We start from the raw sequence: 16,472 nt of genomic DNA on the forward strand, positions 1-16,472 counted from the left end.
CATTACTAGATTGTGAAAATTTAAATTCACGCTCAGATCGCCAGAGCTGACGAGGTGTTTGCTGCAGCAAGAATGCGTTGCGAAAGTGAAAGGGCGCCTCACATGACATCTAATAACAAGAGCAAAAACCATGAAAAAGCAGCTGAATAAACGCGTGGCGGTGGCCACCTTAATCCTTGCCTGTGCGAGCTCTGCGGCCCTGGCCGACGGTAACCTGCTGGCCGTTGGCGGTATGTTGCGCGCCGGCAACTCGCCGGTGTATGCCAAGTTCATCGAGCTGGCCGGTGGCCAGCAAGAGGCGCGCATTGTGATACTGCCAACCGCCAGCGGCAGCCAAGGTTCGAGCAAGCGCTTTATGGGTGAGTTGGTGGCCTTGGGTATCCCGGCCGAGCGCATCAGCATTGTCGCCGTCGACAAGAGCAACTACCAAACCAGCATGAACGATGCCGCCGTGCTCAAGCCACTGAGCGAGGCCAGTGCGGTGTGGTTCGTGGGGGGTGATCAGGCGCGTATCGCCCGTGCGCTGTTCAATGCTGACGGCAGCCCGTCGCTGCTGATGAAGGCCGTGCGCACGGTGTATGACAAGGGCGGCGTGGTCGCTGGCACCAGCGCCGGTGCCAGCATCCTCGGTGCGCAGATGCCCACTGCCTATGGCGTGGTGATGGACACCCTGGACTTCGGCGTGGCCAGCAAGGCCGACCAACGCGGCGCTGCGGTACTGAAAGGTGCGGGCCTGTTCAGCGCCGGGATCATCGATCAACACCTCGACCAGATTGAGGAAACCAGCACCGGCCGTGCAGCCCGCATGGCCGCCTACTTAGCCGGGCAGAAAGCCAGCAAAGGCTTCGGTCTGGACACCAATACCGCCATGTGGGTGAACGCCGAGGGCCAGGTGCAGGTGCTTGGCGAGGGTTACCTGACGGTGATGGACGCAGGCCAGGCGCAGAAAACCTTCGGTGTCTATGGCACGCAGCTAAGCAACGTGCGCCTGGCCATGCTTGGCCATGGCGACCGCTATGACTTGGCCAGCGGCACGGTGCAGCCGGCTGAAGGCAAAGCAGCTATCGAAGCCGGTAATGAATACCTGGTGGGCAACCAGCTGATCACTGACTTGTCTGCCGTGTCAGCGATTGGTCGGGCAGTGCTCTACGGTCTGGCGGACAACACGGCAATGCGCCAAGTCGGCTTGATGACCCGCTATAACCCGCTTAATGGCTACCACTATGGCTACCGTTTCGAATTCAGCAAAACCGCTGATTTCAGCGCCCATAGCCAGTTCTACGATGCGCTGACCAATTACACCGTCGATGGCGTGCGCCTGGATATTCGTCCGGTCAACGCCAACCTTGGCGACCCGGCTACAAGCGCGCCGCAGGATGCCGGCAATGGCCCGGCGGGCGATGCGATTCGCGCCGTGAGCTTCCGTGGCCTGATGACGCTTAACGGCCAGAACGCCTTCGAGCCGCAACGGCCAATCACCCGCCTGGAGTTGGCCAATGCCCTGCAGATGACCCTCGCTGCGGAGCCTAAGCTGGATGCCCTGCCCAAACTGGCGGACATCAGCGCCGATGACCCGATGCGCGATCAGCTCAACGTGGTGCTTTCCAATGGCTGGATGACCAGCGCCGAGGCGTTTGCCGGTAACCAGCCGGTCACTCGCAAGGAATGGGCGCTGGCCTGCAAGGCATTGGTCGAGCGTTATCAGGGCCTCAGCCTGGCAAAAAGCGCCGCGCTGACTGACCTCGAGGGTGTCGATAAAGCCTCCGCTGAGGCGGCCAGTCTGACCGTGGGCGAGGGCTGGTTGCAGGCTGAACAAGGCCGCTTCAACCCGGAGGCATCGGTTACCCGCGCTGAAGTGGCGCAGGCCCTGGCCAAGGTCAGTGGCTTGCTCACGCTGTGAGCTAAATCGGCACGCGCCGCGCAGTTCGCGGCGTTAACCCGCCCCCATTGCATATTCACCTAAGAGCCCTGTATGCAAATCAGCAGTTTGGAATCGTTCGCCCTGGAAAAGCTCTTGCAGCCTCAGGCTAATCACGCCTTAGCCACCGCCCAGCCTGCGCTGCGGGTGCTGGAGCGGGTGCAAACCAGTGCTGGCTTCTATTCGATCATCCAATTTCCGAAAAGCCTGCGCGCGCTGCAGGAGAGCGTCGAGCTGGAGTGGTCATTCAAGCTCAAGCGATTGAAAGCAAGAGGGTATTTTATTTGCTGGGCCGAGTCGGAAACGACCCTGTGCCTGGAGGCCGTGATCAGCAAGGGCGTGTGCCCGCCTGAGCTGTCGCTGGAGCAGTTTGCTTAGTGGCAGTGCTGGAAAGAATGCGTCGCTGCCCAGCGGCGGATTTTAGAGATGTTCAATAATAACCAATGGAGTAAGCCATGAACGTTGTAAAACTGAGCCTGATCGCCCTGGCTGTCGCCGCGGCCAGCTCGCAATTCGCCGTCGCCGGTGAGCAGCAGGAGTCCAAGGGCTTTATCGAAGACAGCACGCTGACGCTGATCAACCGCAACCTGTATATGCAGCGCAATTTCGTTAACAGCCAGCGCAACACCCGTGAAGAGTGGGCCCATGGCATGCACCTCAACTACGCCTCTGGTTTCACTCAGGGCACTGTGGGCGTGGGTGTTGATGCGTATGCCTATGGCGGGATCAAACTTGACGGTGGCCGCGGTAGCGTGGGTAACGGCATTCTGCCGGTTGACGGTGACGGCCGCATCGAAGACAACACCGGTGAAATGGGTGGTGCGGTGAAGGCACGTATTTCCTCCACCGAGCTGAAGTTTGGCGAGATGCGTCCGACTGCACCGGTTTTTGCCACCGGTGATTCACGTCTGCTGCCAGAAACCGCCACGGGTTTTCAGTTGTTCAGTCACGAAATCGACAATCTGTCGCTTGAGGCCGGTCACTTCACCGCCATCAACCGCCGCAACTCCAGCAACTCCGATGGCGCGCTGACCAGCGAGTACGCTGAGGTCGAAGCGCGCAGCGTCGATTTCCTCGGCGGTACCTACAACTTCAACGACAACCTCAGTGTGGCGTTCTATGGCAGCGAAGCCGAAGACCTCTGGCGTCAGTACTTCGGTAACGTCTACTACACCATCCCGTTGTCCGACGAGCAGTCGTTGAACTTCGACCTAGTGGCTTACAAGACCAGCGACCAGGGCAAGTCCTTGGCCGGTGAGCTGGACACCCTGACCTACTCGATCAAGGGTGCCTACAGCTTTGGCGCGCACAAGGTCAGCCTGGCGTACCAGAAGGTTAACGGTGATGAGTTCTTCGACTACATCGGTGGCGACTCGATCTGGCTGGCCAACTCGGTGCAGTACTCCGACTTCAACGCCCCTAATGAGCGTTCCTTCCAGGTGCGCTACGACCTGAACATGGCGACGTTTGGCGTGCCGGGCCTGAGCTTTATGGCGCGTTACATCAAGGGTGATCAGATTGATGGCACCAAGGCCGATCCAAATGGTTCCTTCGCGGGTTGGGCGGGCGATGACGAGAAGCATTGGGAGCGTGATCTGGAAGCCAAGTACGTGGTGCAGTCCGGCGCTGCCAAGGATCTATCCCTGCGTCTGCGTCAGGCCACCCATCGCTCCACAGCCTTTGACAATGACTTGCAGGATGTCCGCCTGATCGTCGAATACCCGCTGAGCATTTTGTAAGGCAGTCGCCGGCCGCTGATGCTGGTGAAGCGGTCGGTTGTTTATTCAAGGTCAGCTCCCATTGCTCCTTTGGCCTTAAGGCGCCCTCTGTGGCGCCTCTTTTCCCGGTTTAGAGCCTGGCCTCTGAGGCCAAGGTTGTCATTCCTGAGAGCACTTACAAGGGGCACCGACATGCTACGAACAAGCCTATTTTTGCTGAGCGTGATGCTGCTGGGCAGCGTTCAGGCGCAGCCTTTGCGTATCGCCATGGAAGGGCAGTTCCCGCCCTTCGAACAGGTCGATGCGAATGGCCAATTGCGCGGCTTCAATGTCGACATCGCCCAGGCTTTGTGTCAGGTCATGGCGGCCGATTGCCAACTGCTGCGCTTTGCCTGGGATGACCTAATCCCCTCGCTTAACGAGCAGCGTAGCGATCTGATTTTGGCCTCAATGTCGATCACCGCGCAGCGCGCTGAATTAGTCGACTTCACCGCCAAATATGCGCAAACCCCGGCCTTCTTTTTTGCCCGTAAGGGCCAGATCAACCAAGTGATCATCACCCCAAGGCGCATCGCCGGTAAACGCCTGGGCGTGCAGCGTGACACCACCTATGACCGTTTCCTCACCGACAAATACCAGCAGCACACCGAAGTGCTGCGTTTCGACTCCGCCGCAGGCATGTACCAAGCGCTTGCCCAGGGGCAGGTTGATCTGGTGCTGGATGATGCGGTGTCCGGTTACTTTGGTTTTCTCGAAACCGAACAAGGTCAGGGGTTTGAGCAGGTCGGCAACAAGGTGGTCGCGCCCAAACACTTTGGCAAAGGCCAGGGTATCGCCGTGCGCAAAGGTGACCACGTGCTGCGTGAGCGGCTGGACAGGGCGCTGAGCATCATTCTCAGCAATGGCGTCTACAAACGCATCGAGAAGCAGTATTTCAAACAATTCACCGTGTATTAACCGAAGGAGTCAGCCACCCAGAAAGCTATGCCGCGTTATTTGCAGCAGTTCCCGTTTTACAACACCCACAATAAACGTGCGCCGAGCGCACATTTCGGAGAACTCAAACCATGATCAAATCACTTATGCGATGCAGCGCTTTGCTGCTCGCCCTTTTACCCGTCACCGGTTACAGCGCCGGCCCGCTGATATTGATTGGCGGCGGCCTCAAGGATGACAACACGGCGATCTATCAGCGCTTGATTCAACTGGCCGGTGGCAGCGGCCAGGCACGGATCGGCGTGATCACTGCCGCCTCGGTCCCAGAAAGCGCCGACCCGAATGCCGGTACGGTTGAAGCTAAAAACTCACGCGCCAATGGCGAGTTCTACGCTCAATTGCTAGAGACGTATGGCGCGGCCGATGCGCAATGGATTCCCATCGATCTGGATCAGCTCAGTAACAACAGCAACCCGCAGGTGGTCGCGCAGATCAACAGCATGACCGGCTTCTTCTTCGGCGGTGGCGATCAGTCGCGCCTGACCCGGACCCTGCAAACGACGACCCGTGCCGACAGCCCGGCACTGGCGGCGATTCGTGCGCGGCACAACGCGGGTGCAGTATTGGCGGGTACCAGTGCGGGTACCGCAATCATGGTGCAGGGCCCTATGGTGACTGGCGGCGAAAGCTATGACGGGCTGCGTTATGGCGTCTACACCTCGCCCGGTGATGATGACCTGGCTTACGACATGCAGGGCGGTTTTGGCTTCTTCAACTATGGCTTACTCGATACCCACTTCAGCGAACGTGGCCGTCAGGGCCGTATCGTGCGCCTGGCTGATTACACCCAAGTACCGTTTGCCTTTGGCGTTGATGAAAACACTGCGTTGCTGGTGCAAAACAACCCAACCTTGGGCCAGGTAGAGATGGAGGTCATCGGTGCGGCAGGGGTGTTTGTCTTTGACCTGCGTAACAAAGAGCGCGGCACCGGCAGCAACTACGCCGTGTATGACGTGCTGGGCAGCTACCTCACTGCGGGTGATCGCTACCGTCCGGCAACCGGTCAGTTCGTGATCGCCACTGGCAAGACCAGCCTGCGCGGGCGTGAACGCTACAGCTCGGCGATGACCACGAGCACCGATATTTTCAGCAGCCCGGATAACAGCGGTACCGCTGGCCGGCGCAAGCCGCGCGAGTTCGTTACGGTCAGCGCGGATCTGTTCGACAGTCGCGCCACCAGCACGCTGGGGCGCACCTACGAGACCAATCCACGCTTTCGTGTTGATTTCATCAAGAGCAGCCAGTTTGACAGCCGCGGCTACCAAGGCACCATCGGCGGCAAGAACATGCTGTCTTACCTGCGTCTGCTGATGGATTTTCGCCCTAACTAAAGTAGTTCAGGCCATCGGCGCTTTTAAGATGGCCTTACTGCACCTGCCATGGGTCGAGATCGTTCAGGGTCTCGGCCTTTTTATTGCTCAGCACTCGCAGTGAGCTGCTCCATTGCACGTGAATGGCGGCCAGCTCCGTCCCTTCCTGGCTAACGCCACTTTGACATCCGCCTTGAGAACGGCCTTAAGGCTTCGCTTTTGGGCTAGCGAGCATCCTCGCCTATTCTGCTCGGGCGAACTTTCCTTCTTTATGCGCCGGTCGCACTGCTCCGCGCGGGCAGTTCGTCAGTTGCTGGGCATTCGTGAGGCTGTTGTGCTTTGCTCAGGTGGACGGCTTTAAGCAACAAAGTGCAACTTTTTGCAGTATTCGGGTTGCACCTGTTGCCAGAAAAGCCAAGTTTTTTAAAACAGTCGTTTTACCTTGCCAGCGCGTGTTTTGCCTGCGACCAGCCGCAGGCTTGAGGCTTAGCCCCTATTCAGCGGGTTTTCAGCGGATGGGTGTGATGTGAATAGTGCGCTTATGTTCGGTTGCGCCTAGTTGCACCTTTAGCCTTTGCAGGTTTAATCTCGCGCCTGTTTTGCTGTGCTCCAGCCCCTCATAGGACAAACCAATGGCCACCACTACCCTTGGCGTAAAGCTCGATGATGCAACCCGTGATCGCCTCAAACAGGCGGCGCAGTCAATTGACCGCACGCCGCATTGGCTGATTAAACAGGCGATTTTCAATTACCTGGAGCAGGTCGAGGGTGGCTTGACCCCGGCCGAGCATTCCGGCCTGGCCGCGGTTGCCGGTGAAGAGGCCGTTGAGACGCTGACCGAGCAAGGCCTGCAAGTGTTCCTCGATTTCGCTGAAAGCATCCTCCCGCAATCGGTATTGCGTGCTGCGATCACCGGGGCTTATCGCCGTCCGGAAACTGAAGCGGTGCCGATGTTGCTGGAGCAAGCGCGCTTACCCAAGGACATGGCCGAGGCCAGCAATACCTTGGCCATGAGCATTGCCGAGAAGCTGCGCAGCCAAAAGAATGCCAGCGGCCGTCAAGGCTTGGTGCAAGGGCTGTTGCAGGAGTTCTCACTGTCCTCGCAAGAAGGTGTGGCGCTGATGTGCTTGGCCGAAGCGCTGCTGCGGATTCCGGACAAAGGCACCCGTGACGCGTTAATTCGCGACAAAATCAGTAACGGCAACTGGAGTCAGCATCTGGGCAACAGCCCGTCGATGTTCGTCAACGCCGCTTCTTGGGGCCTGTTGATCACCGGCAAACTGGTGTCCACGCACAATGAAGCCGGCATGGTCACCTCACTCAATCGCATCATCGGCAAAGGCGGCGAGCCGCTGATCCGCAAGGGTGTGGACATGTCCATGCGTCTGATGGGCGAGCAATTTGTCACCGGTGAAACCATTGCCGAAGCGCTGGCCAATGCCACCAAAATGGAAGGTCGGGGTTTCCGTTATTCCTACGATATGCTCGGCGAAGCAGCGCTCACCGACGCAGATGCCAAGCGCTATTTGGCGTCTTACGAGCAGGCCATCCATGCCATTGGTAAGGCGTCCCATGGCCGCGGCATCTACGAAGGTCCGGGCATTTCCATCAAGCTCTCGGCCCTGCACCCGCGCTACAGCCGCGCCCAGCACGAGCGGGTGATGGACGAGCTGTACCCAATCTTGCTCAATCTGACCAAACTGGCTAAGCAGTACGATATCGGCTTGAACATCGACGCCGAAGAAGCCGACCGCTTAGAGCTCTCCCTCGATCTGCTTGAGCGCTTGTGCTTCGACCCGGCCCTAACCGGTTGGAACGGTATCGGCTTTGTGATTCAGGCCTACCAGAAGCGTTGCCCGTATGTGATCGATTACGTCATCGACCTGGCCAAGCGCAGCCGTCATCGCCTGATGATCCGCCTGGTTAAGGGCGCGTATTGGGACAGCGAGATCAAGCGCGCCCAAGTTGAAGGCTTGGAAGGCTACCCGGTATTCACCCGCAAGCCGTACACCGATATTTCCTACATCGCCTGCGCGCGCAAGCTGTTGGCGGTGCCCGAGGCTGTTTACCCGCAATTCGCCACCCACAACGCCCACTCGCTGTCGGCGATTTACCAGCTGGCCGGGCAGAACTACTACCCCGGTCAGTACGAGTTCCAGTGCCTGCACGGTATGGGTGAGCCGCTGTATGAGCAGGTCGTCGGTAAAATCGCCGACGGCAAACTGAACCGTCCGTGCCGCATTTATGCACCGGTGGGCAGCCATGAAACCTTGCTGGCCTACCTGGTGCGTCGCCTGTTGGAAAACGGCGCGAACACCTCGTTTGTCAACCGCATTGCTGATCACAGCATCTCGATTAAAGAGTTGGTGCTCGATCCGGTGCAGCAAATTGAGCAGATGGCCGCAGACGAAGGCGGCCTCGGCTTGCCGCACCCGCGCATCGGTCTGCCGCATGCCTTGTATGGTGCTGCACGGAAGAACTCCGAAGGCATCGACCTGGCCAACGAACACCGTCTCGGCTCGCTGTCTTCAGCGCTGCTGAGCAGCACCAATAATGCTTACAAGGCCATGCCGCTGCTGGGCTGTGACACGCCTGAGCTGGGTGAGGCACAGCCGGTACGCAACCCGGCGGATCATCGAGACATCGTCGGCCACGTGCATGAGGCCAGCGCGCAAGATGTACACAATGCCGTGCTCTGCGCGGTGTCCAGTGGGCAAATCTGGCAGTCGACCCTGCCAGGCGAACGCGCTGCTGTACTGGATCGCGCCGCGGATCAGATGGAAGCGGAAACCCAGCAACTGATGGGCCTGCTGGTGCGCGAGTCGGGCAAGACCTTTGCCAACGCCATTGCTGAGGTGCGCGAAGCGGTGGACTTCCTGCGCTACTACGCCGCGCAGGCGCGTAATCATTTCAGCAATGACAGCCATCGCCCACTGGGCCCAGTGGTGTGCATCAGCCCGTGGAACTTCCCGCTGGCCATCTTCAGTGGTCAGGTGGCTGCTGCGTTGGCCGCCGGTAACACCGTGCTGGCCAAACCCGCAGAGCAAACGCCGCTGATCGCCGCGCAGGCCGTGCGCATCTTGCTCGAAGCCGGCGTACCCGCCGGTGCCGTGCAGCTGCTGCCGGGCACCGGTGAAACCGTCGGTGCCGGCTTGATCGGTAACGAGCGGGTGCGTGGGGTGATGTTCACCGGCTCCACCGAAGTGGCCGGGATTATCCAGCGTAACTTGGCCGGTCGCTTGGACGCACAGGGCCGCACTATCCCGCTGATCGCTGAAACCGGCGGCCTCAACAGTATGATCGTCGACTCCTCGGCGCTCACTGAGCAGGTGGTGGTGGATGTGGTCGCTTCGGCCTTCGACAGCGCTGGCCAGCGTTGCTCGGCGCTGCGCGTACTGTGCGTGCAGGACGATGTGGCGGATCGCGTGATCAGCATGCTCAAGGGCGCCATGGCCGAATACAGCCTGGGCAACCCGGAGCGTTTAAGCACGGACATTGGCCCGGTGATTGACGCCGAAGCCAAGGACAATATCGACCAGCACATCGCGAAAATGCGCGAGAAGGGCCGTACGATTTTCCAAGCCGCGCGCAGCACCGGTGATGACCTCAGCCGTGGCACGTTCGTCACGCCAACCCTGATCGAGTTAGACAGTTACGCGGAGCTGCAGCGCGAAATCTTCGGCCCTGTGCTGCATGTTGTGCGCTACGCCCGTGCCGATCTTGCCAAGCTGCTGCAACAGATCAACGACAGCGGTTATGGCCTGACCTTGGGTGTGCACACCCGTATCGATGAAACCATCGCCCAGGTGATCAACAGCGCCAAGGTCGGCAACCTCTACGTCAACCGCAATATGGTCGGCGCCGTAGTCGGCGTGCAGCCATTCGGCGGTGAAGGCTTATCGGGTACTGGCCCGAAAGCCGGTGGTCCGCTGTACATGTACCGCTTACTGGCCACCCGGCCACGGGATGCGGTGGCCAAGCAGTTGCAGCAGGAAGAGGGTGAGATCCAGCGTCCGGCGGCGCAGGCCGCGGTGATTCAGGCGCTGCAGGACTGGGCGGTTGAGCATGAGCCGAGCTTGCCAGCCTTGACCATGCAGTATGTTGAGCTGGCGCAAAGCGGCACCGTGCAGCTGTTAGCGGGCCCGACCGGTGAGCGCAACAGCTACAGCCTGCTGCCGCGCGAGCACGTGTTGTGTTTAGCCGACGACCGCAGCGATTTGCTGGTACAACTGGCAGCCGTTTTGGCCGTGGGTTGCCAAGTGCTGTGGCAGGAGAGTGAGCTGAGCCAAGCGTTGTTTGCGGCATTGCCCACGCTGGTGCAGCAGCGCATTACCCTGCTTGGCCAGTGGAGCAGCAGTGAAACCGCTTTCGATACCATCTTGCACCACGGTGACTCTGATCAGTTGCGTGAAGTCAGCCAGTTGGCGGCTAAGCGTGCTGGCGCGATCATCGGTGTGCATGGCTTGAATAAAGGTGAGACTGACATCCCACTGGAGCGCCTGCTGATCGAGCACGCGTTGAGCATCAACACCGCAGCGGCGGGCGGTAACGCCAGCTTGATGACCATTGGTTAAACCGCTGCCGTTGTCAGCGGCGCAGCTGTTGTGCGCCGCTTACCGCACTGAGCATGAAACCTGGCAGGTTCGCCTGTCGGGGCAGTACGCACTACCGGCTTACCGCCACTCCCAGGTACTTTGCCCAAGCACCTGATGCTGCACGCGGCGCTTGCCGTAGCGCAGCACCCTTCGTACACCCGGTAACGGGGGCTACCCGCCCGTACGAGGCGTTTCTTCCCCCTCTGGCATTTCGATGCGATGCACCGGCCGACCCGGCGGGTGCTGGAGCGGCGCTACCCGCGCCGCTCCAATCGATCGCCTGCCGGCTACTAAATTGCAGTTCCCCCCCCTCTCATGTGCCGACTGCAGGTGGATGCTTTTCACCCAGCGTTAGCACTCGGCCGCTCAGGTTAGGCGCGCACCCAGCGCTGTCGGGTCCAGCCGCTTAGGGCATCAACGCCGAACACCAAAATCAGCATCGCCAGGATCACCGTGCTGGCCTGGGCTTCTTGGAACAAGCTTAAGCTGACGTAAAGCATCTGGCCCAAACCGCCGGCCCCGACGAAGCCGAGCACGCTGGCCATGCGGATATTGTTTTCCCAGCGGTACAGGCAGTAGGCCAACAGCTGTGGCCACAGGTTAGGCAGGGTGCCGTAGCAGAACGCTGCGACCTGGCCACCGCCTTGTAAGCGAATCGCTTCGGCAGGCTCGTTTGGGGTGTTTTCCAGCGCTTCGGCAAATAGCCGGCCGAGTACGCCGGCGGTGTGCAGGGCCAGTGCCAAGGTGCCGGCATTCGGGCCGAGCCCAGCTGCCAGCACCATCAACGCCGCCCACACTAACTCGGGAATTGCCCGCAGGGCATTTAGCAGCAAACGGGCTGCGCTCTGCAGCGGCCAGCCGAAGCGCCCTGCAGCGGGCAAGGCCAGCAGCAAGGCAACTGCGGCCGCCAGCAAAGTGCCGATGGCCGACATGGCCAAGGTCTCCAGCGCGCCACGGCTGATGACTGCAAGGTGCTCCGCGCTCAGGTCTGGGTTGAGAAAACGCCGCACGTAGCTGGCCATCTGCGCCAAGCTGTCGCCACCGATCAGCGTGCCCAAGTCGATGCCCAGATAAACAAACGAGGCGATTATGGCGGCGCCAATGCCGAGCAACAGCGCCAAGTTAACCAGCCGATTCATGCCAACCGCCGGCGCAATACGCGGCTGAGCTGATCGGCCAGCAGCACCAGTAACAGGAAGGTCAGCAGCATGCTGGCCACCTCACCGCCGGCAAACATGCGCAGCGACAGGTCGATCTGCTGGCCGAGGCCGCCGGCGCCGACGAAACCCATCACCACCGAGGCGCGGATCGCACATTCCCAGCGATACACCGTGTAGGAGGTCAGTTCCGCCGCCGCATTCGGCAGGATGCCGTAGACAAACGCCGCTAAGCGGCCGCTGCCGGACTGCAGCAGGGCATGCATGGGGCGTTGATCGACCGATTCGTAAATTTCCGCATAGACCTTGCCGAGCATGCCGCTGTAGGTGATAGCGATGGCCAGCACACCGGCGCTAGGACCAAGGCCGACGGCGCGGACGAACAACAAGGCCCAAACGATTTCCGGCACGCTGCGCAGAAAAATCAGCACGCCGCGCACCGGCCAGCGCAGCAGTTGCCCCCGCGCACTTGGCCGCCCCGCGCGCGAGGCTGCTGACAGCGACAGCGCGCGGCTGGCGAGCAAACTGGCTGGGATCGCCAACAGCAACGCCAGCGCCATGCCGGCGGTGGCAATGGCCAGCGTTTGCAGGGTGGCCTGCAGCAACAGATCAAGAAATTCGGCCTCATGCGCCGGTGGCCAGAAGGCGGCGACGAAACGGCCCATTTCACTCTTGCTGTCGGCTTGCAGCAGCACGCTGAGGTCCAGCTCGCTGAGCTGAATGCCCGGCCATAGTAGCGCCAGGGCTAATAGGCTCAGCAGCAGTCGCGGCAGGGCAGCAGGGTCACGCGGGGTGCGGCTTAACATCGGGGTATCTGCAGGCGCAGGCTTGCCTCAGGGGCGAATGGTGAGAGCAGCTGGGCGTTGGCATACAGGGCGTCAAGCTGCGCCTGGTCAACCTCGCTGGCCGGGCGGTCGAACAGTATCTGCCCATCACGCAAGCCAATAATGCGCGGGAAATGCGCCAGCGCCAGCTCCACCGCATGCAGGCTGGCAACCAAGGTCACGCCACCGGCGCGGGCATGCCGACAGAGTACGTTGAGGGTGTGCGCGGCCAACACCGGGTCCATGGCTGACACTGGCTCATCAGCCAGCAGCACCTCGGGGGCTTGGTACAGCGCGCGGGCAATGCCGACGCGCTGCAACTGACCGCCGGAGAGCTGTTGGCATTGGGCGAACAGCTTGTCGGCCAAGTCCAGTTTGGCTAACTCACGCTGCGCGCCGGGAATATCCAACGGGTGCAGCAGGCTTAGCAGGCTTTTAAGCACGCTCCACTGGCCGAGTTTGCCGGCCAGTACTGCCGTCACCACGCGTTGCCGGGGGGGCAATGGCGGTGTTTGCTGGACCAAGCCGATACGCGCCCGCAAGCGCTGGCGTTGCCGGCCAGAGAGCTGCCAAGGTTGTTCGCCGAGCACATGCAGCTCGCCGCTGCTGGGTTGCAGGGCGGTGGCCAGGAGGTTGAGCAAGCTCGATTTTCCGGCCCCGGAGGGACCGATGATCGCCACCTGCTCGCCGGGCGCAATGTGCAGATCAACAGTGCGCAGGGCGTTAACGCCGTTACCGTGCTGCAGCGTCGCCTGAGTCAGGCGTAGGCTCATTTCAGCAGGTCGGCAGCGCGGGCAGCGTCCTCGATGCCTTGGTAGTTTTCGGGCTTGGTTTCAATAAAGCGGCTAGCGGCCTGCAGGTCGAGAATCGCTTTGTGCTCGGGGTTCGCCGGGTCGAGGGCGAGGAAGGCTGCTTTAATTTTTGCAACCAGCACCGGGTCAAGTGTGCCGCGTACGGTCCAGTTGTAATCGAAGTAAGTCGGCGTGGTGGCGAACACCTTGACCTTATTGGTATCGACTTTACCGCTGGCGACCAGCTTGTCCCAGACGCTGGCATTGAGCACGCCTGCATCAACCTTACCAGCTTGCACCCACGCCGCGGTGGCATCATGTGCGCCAGAGTAACCGAGGCGGCTGAAGTAGCTTTCTGGCTGGATGCCATCTTGCAGCATGAAATAACGCGGCATCAGGCTGCCAGACGTCGACGACACCGAACCGAAGGCGAAGGACTTGCCCTTGAGGTCGGCCAGTGAGGCCACATCGGGGTCGGCGGTGATGAATTTACTGGTGAACTTTGCATCCTGCTCGCGCTGCACCAGCGGGATGGCATTGCCCGTTTTCTGCCGTAACTGAACGAAGGTGAAACCGCCCAGCCAGGCTAGGTCCAGCCGATCGGTGGCCAGCGCTTCGACCACAGCGGGGTAGTCGGCCACCGGGGTGAACTGCACGGGCATGCCCAGTTGCTGTTCCAGGTAGGCACCCAGCGGTGCGAATTTACGCAGCAGTTCGGTCGGCGCTTCGTCTGGGATGGCACTGACACGTAGGGTTTCGGCAGCGTGGGTCAGGCTGGCGGACAGGCACAGGGCGGCAAGCGCCAAGGAGCGTTTAAGCATGAAAATTCCCCGGTTCAATAGCGGAAAAGGTTCGAAGTAACAGCGCAGCAACGGGGCTGACTGGATGTCGTCAAGGCTATCGACGTGGCGCGATTATAGGGAGCGCGGCGGCAAAGGCTAGTTTTGCTAGAATCCTCGCCTGTTTTTTGATTTGCCGAGAGCCTTACCGATGAGCGAGCCTATCCGTCTGACCCAGTACAGCCACGGCGCAGGCTGTGGCTGCAAGATTTCCCCCAAGGTGTTGGACGTGATTCTCGCCGGCAGCGGCGCACAACACCTCGACCCCAAGTTGTGGGTCGGCAACGCCTCACGTGACGATGCGGCGGTGTATGCCATTGACGACGAGCGCGGCGTGGTTTCGACGACCGACTTCTTTATGCCCATCGTTGATGACCCTTATGACTTTGGCCGCATCGCCGCCACCAACGCCATCAGTGATATCTACGCCATGGGCGGCGACCCGCTGATGGCCATCGCTATCCTCGGCTGGCCGGTTAACCTGCTGGCGCCGGAAGTGGCCCGTGAAGTGATTCGCGGCGGCCGCGCAGTGTGTGATGAAGCCGGTATTCCATTGGCCGGTGGCCACTCTATCGATGCGCCCGAGCCGATCTTCGGGTTGGCCGTCACCGGCGTGGTGAATAAACGCCACATGAAGCGCAACGACACGGGCACCGCCGGCTGCCGGCTATACCTAAGCAAGCCGCTGGGCATCGGCATTCTCACCACGGCTGAGAAAAAAGCCCTGCTGCGCCCCGAGGATGTTGGCTTGGCCTGCAAGTGGATGTGCACCCTAAACAAGCCCGGTAGCCATTTCGGCAAGCTCGCGGGTGTGACCGCGATGACCGATGTCACCGGCTTTGGTCTGCTCGGCCACTTGGTGGAAATGGCCGACGGCGCCGGGCTCACTGCGCAGCTCGAGTACGCTGCCGTACCGCGCCTGCCAGGGGTGGACTACTACCTGACGCAAGGCTGCGTACCCGGTGGCACGTTGCGCAATTTTGACAGTTACGGCGAGAAAATCGCGCCCATCAGCGAGGCGCAGCGCGACCTGCTCTGCGACCCGCAAACCAGCGGCGGCTTATTGGTGGCGGTTACTCCGCAAGGTGAGGCCGAGTTCCTGGCGGTCGCCGCCGAGTTGGGTTTGCACTTGGCGCCCATTGGTCAGCTGGTTGCGCGACAAACCTTTGCGGTTGAGGTGCTTTGATGCGCGGCAACAGCAGTGATTACCGCGATATTTTTCTTAATGATCGGCCGATGATGGATGCCCGCGCCCCGGTAGAGTTTGCCAAAGGCGCCTTCCCGGGCGTACTCAACCTGCCGTTAATGAACGACGTAGAGCGGCAAAAAGTCGGCACCTGCTACAAACAAAACGGCCAAGATGCCGCCATCGCGCAGGGTCAGCAGCTGGTCAGTGGCGCGGTTAAAGATGCGCGCGTCGCGGCGTGGCGGGCTTTCGCTCAGGCCAACCCCGAGGGTTATCTGTACTGCTTTCGCGGCGGCTTACGCTCGCAGATCACCCAGCAGTGGCTCAAGGAGGCGGGTATCGACTACCCACGGGTGCTGGGTGGGTATAAGGCAATGCGCAGCTTTTTGCTGGAAACCACCCAGCAAGCTGTTACTGAGTGCGCGTTTGTTATCGTCGGCGGCATGACCGGCACGGGTAAAACTGAAGTGATCAGCCAGTTGAGCAACAGCCTTGATCTGGAAGGCCACGCCAACCACCGTGGCTCCAGCTTTGGCAAACGGGCCACCGTTCAGCCCGGGCAAATCGATTTTGAGAACCGCCTGGCCATCGACATCCTGAAGCAGCGCGCGGCCGGCACTCAGCAGTTTGTGCTGGAAGATGAAAGCCGTTTGGTTGGCATCTGCTCACTGCCGCTGGAGCTGTATAAGGGCATGCAGGATTACCCGCTGGTGTGGCTGGAAGACAGCTTCGAGGGGCGCGTTGAGCGCATCCTCAGTGATTATGTGACCCACCTGTGCGCCGAATTTATCAGCGTGCACGGCGCCGAGAATGGCGTACTTTTATTTGCTGAACGCTTGCTGCAAAGCTTGGGCAATATCCAAAAGCGCTTAGGTGGTGAGCGTTACCAGCGCTTGTTAGCGAGCATGCAGGCGGCGTTAGCTGAGCAGCAGCGCAGCGGTCAAGTTGACCTGCACCGTGGCTGGATCGAAGGGTTGCTGCGTGAATATTACGACCCGATGTACGACTTTCAGCGTGAAAACAAACGCCCACGCATCGAGTTTGCCGGTGAGCAGGCGGCGGTGGTTGCCTACCTAAAAGAGCGACAAGCCAAGCGCTAAACTGGCGCGCAGAATGCGCTGTGTGCCGTTTAGTGGGC

12 protein-coding genes are annotated in these 16,472 nt (G+C 60.4%); 8 read left to right on the plus strand and 4 right to left on the minus strand.

Annotation, left to right across the window (positions count from 1 at the left end):
• Positions 1–130 precede the first annotated feature (130 nt).
• From WF513_RS03505 to putA, 6 genes are all read left to right on the plus strand, one after another.
• The gene (locus WF513_RS03505) at positions 131–1,900 is read left to right on the plus strand and encodes a cyanophycinase (protein WP_339081494.1); all 1,770 of its coding nucleotides are present in this window, start codon (positions 131–133) and stop codon (positions 1,898–1,900) included.
• Between the two features lie 72 nt (positions 1,901–1,972).
• The gene (locus tag WF513_RS03510; RefSeq protein WP_339081496.1) at positions 1,973–2,296 is read left to right on the plus strand and encodes a hypothetical protein; all 324 of its coding nucleotides are present in this window, start codon (positions 1,973–1,975) and stop codon (positions 2,294–2,296) included.
• 77 nt (positions 2,297–2,373) lie between these two features.
• Positions 2,374–3,657, plus strand: coding sequence for an OprD family porin (locus WF513_RS03515; RefSeq protein WP_339081498.1), 1,284 nt, complete (start codon positions 2,374–2,376; stop codon positions 3,655–3,657).
• A gap of 171 nt (positions 3,658–3,828) precedes the next feature.
• Positions 3,829–4,593 carry a transporter substrate-binding domain-containing protein gene (locus WF513_RS03520; protein ID WP_339081500.1) on the plus strand — a complete coding sequence of 255 codons (765 nt, stop codon included), beginning with the start codon at positions 3,829–3,831 and terminating at the stop codon, positions 4,591–4,593.
• A gap of 110 nt (positions 4,594–4,703) precedes the next feature.
• Positions 4,704–5,963, plus strand: a complete 1,260-nt coding sequence (locus WF513_RS03525; protein ID WP_339081502.1) for a cyanophycinase — start codon at positions 4,704–4,706, stop codon at positions 5,961–5,963.
• 611 nt (positions 5,964–6,574) lie between these two features.
• A complete protein-coding gene (putA, locus tag WF513_RS03530) occupies positions 6,575–10,516 on the plus strand; it encodes a trifunctional transcriptional regulator/proline dehydrogenase/L-glutamate gamma-semialdehyde dehydrogenase (RefSeq protein ID WP_339081505.1) in 3,942 nt (1,313 codons plus the stop codon).
• Positions 10,517–10,908: 392 nt separating this feature from the next.
• Here putA and phnE read toward each other — a convergent pair whose 3' ends face one another.
• Genes phnE through WF513_RS03550 form a run of 4 tightly spaced genes read right to left on the minus strand, consistent with a single transcriptional unit; the run spans position 10,909 to position 14,130 of the window.
• Positions 10,909–11,676: a phosphonate ABC transporter, permease protein PhnE gene (phnE, locus tag WF513_RS03535; RefSeq protein WP_339081507.1), complete on the minus strand. Its 768-nt coding sequence runs from the start codon at positions 11,674–11,676 to the stop codon at positions 10,909–10,911.
• Positions 11,673–12,500 (minus strand): ABC transporter permease, encoded by an 828-nt coding sequence (locus WF513_RS03540; protein ID WP_339081509.1) that lies wholly within the window; start codon positions 12,498–12,500, stop codon positions 11,673–11,675. Before WF513_RS03540 ends, phnE begins: the two co-directional genes overlap by 4 nt.
• Positions 12,494–13,291: an ATP-binding cassette domain-containing protein gene (locus WF513_RS03545; protein WP_339081510.1), complete on the minus strand. Its 798-nt coding sequence runs from the start codon at positions 13,289–13,291 to the stop codon at positions 12,494–12,496. Before WF513_RS03545 ends, WF513_RS03540 begins: the two co-directional genes overlap by 7 nt.
• Positions 13,288–14,130: a putative selenate ABC transporter substrate-binding protein gene (locus WF513_RS03550; RefSeq protein WP_339081512.1), complete on the minus strand. Its 843-nt coding sequence runs from the start codon at positions 14,128–14,130 to the stop codon at positions 13,288–13,290. The genes WF513_RS03545 and WF513_RS03550 overlap by 4 nt, the downstream gene beginning before the upstream one ends.
• A gap of 169 nt (positions 14,131–14,299) precedes the next feature.
• On the opposite strand from WF513_RS03550, the gene selD reads away from it, so the two are divergent.
• Together selD and mnmH are read left to right on the plus strand one after the other, a co-directional pair.
• Positions 14,300–15,334, plus strand: coding sequence for a selenide, water dikinase SelD (selD, locus tag WF513_RS03555; protein WP_339081514.1), 1,035 nt, complete (start codon positions 14,300–14,302; stop codon positions 15,332–15,334).
• Entirely contained in the window at positions 15,334–16,434 is a 1,101-nt protein-coding gene (mnmH, locus tag WF513_RS03560) for a tRNA 2-selenouridine(34) synthase MnmH (protein WP_339081516.1), read from the plus strand. The genes selD and mnmH overlap by 1 nt, the downstream gene beginning before the upstream one ends.
• Positions 16,435–16,472 lie beyond the last annotated feature (38 nt).

The sequence above is a fragment of the Pseudomonas sp. TMP9 genome (assembly GCF_037943105.1).
Lineage (GTDB): Bacteria > Pseudomonadota > Gammaproteobacteria > Pseudomonadales > Pseudomonadaceae > Aquipseudomonas.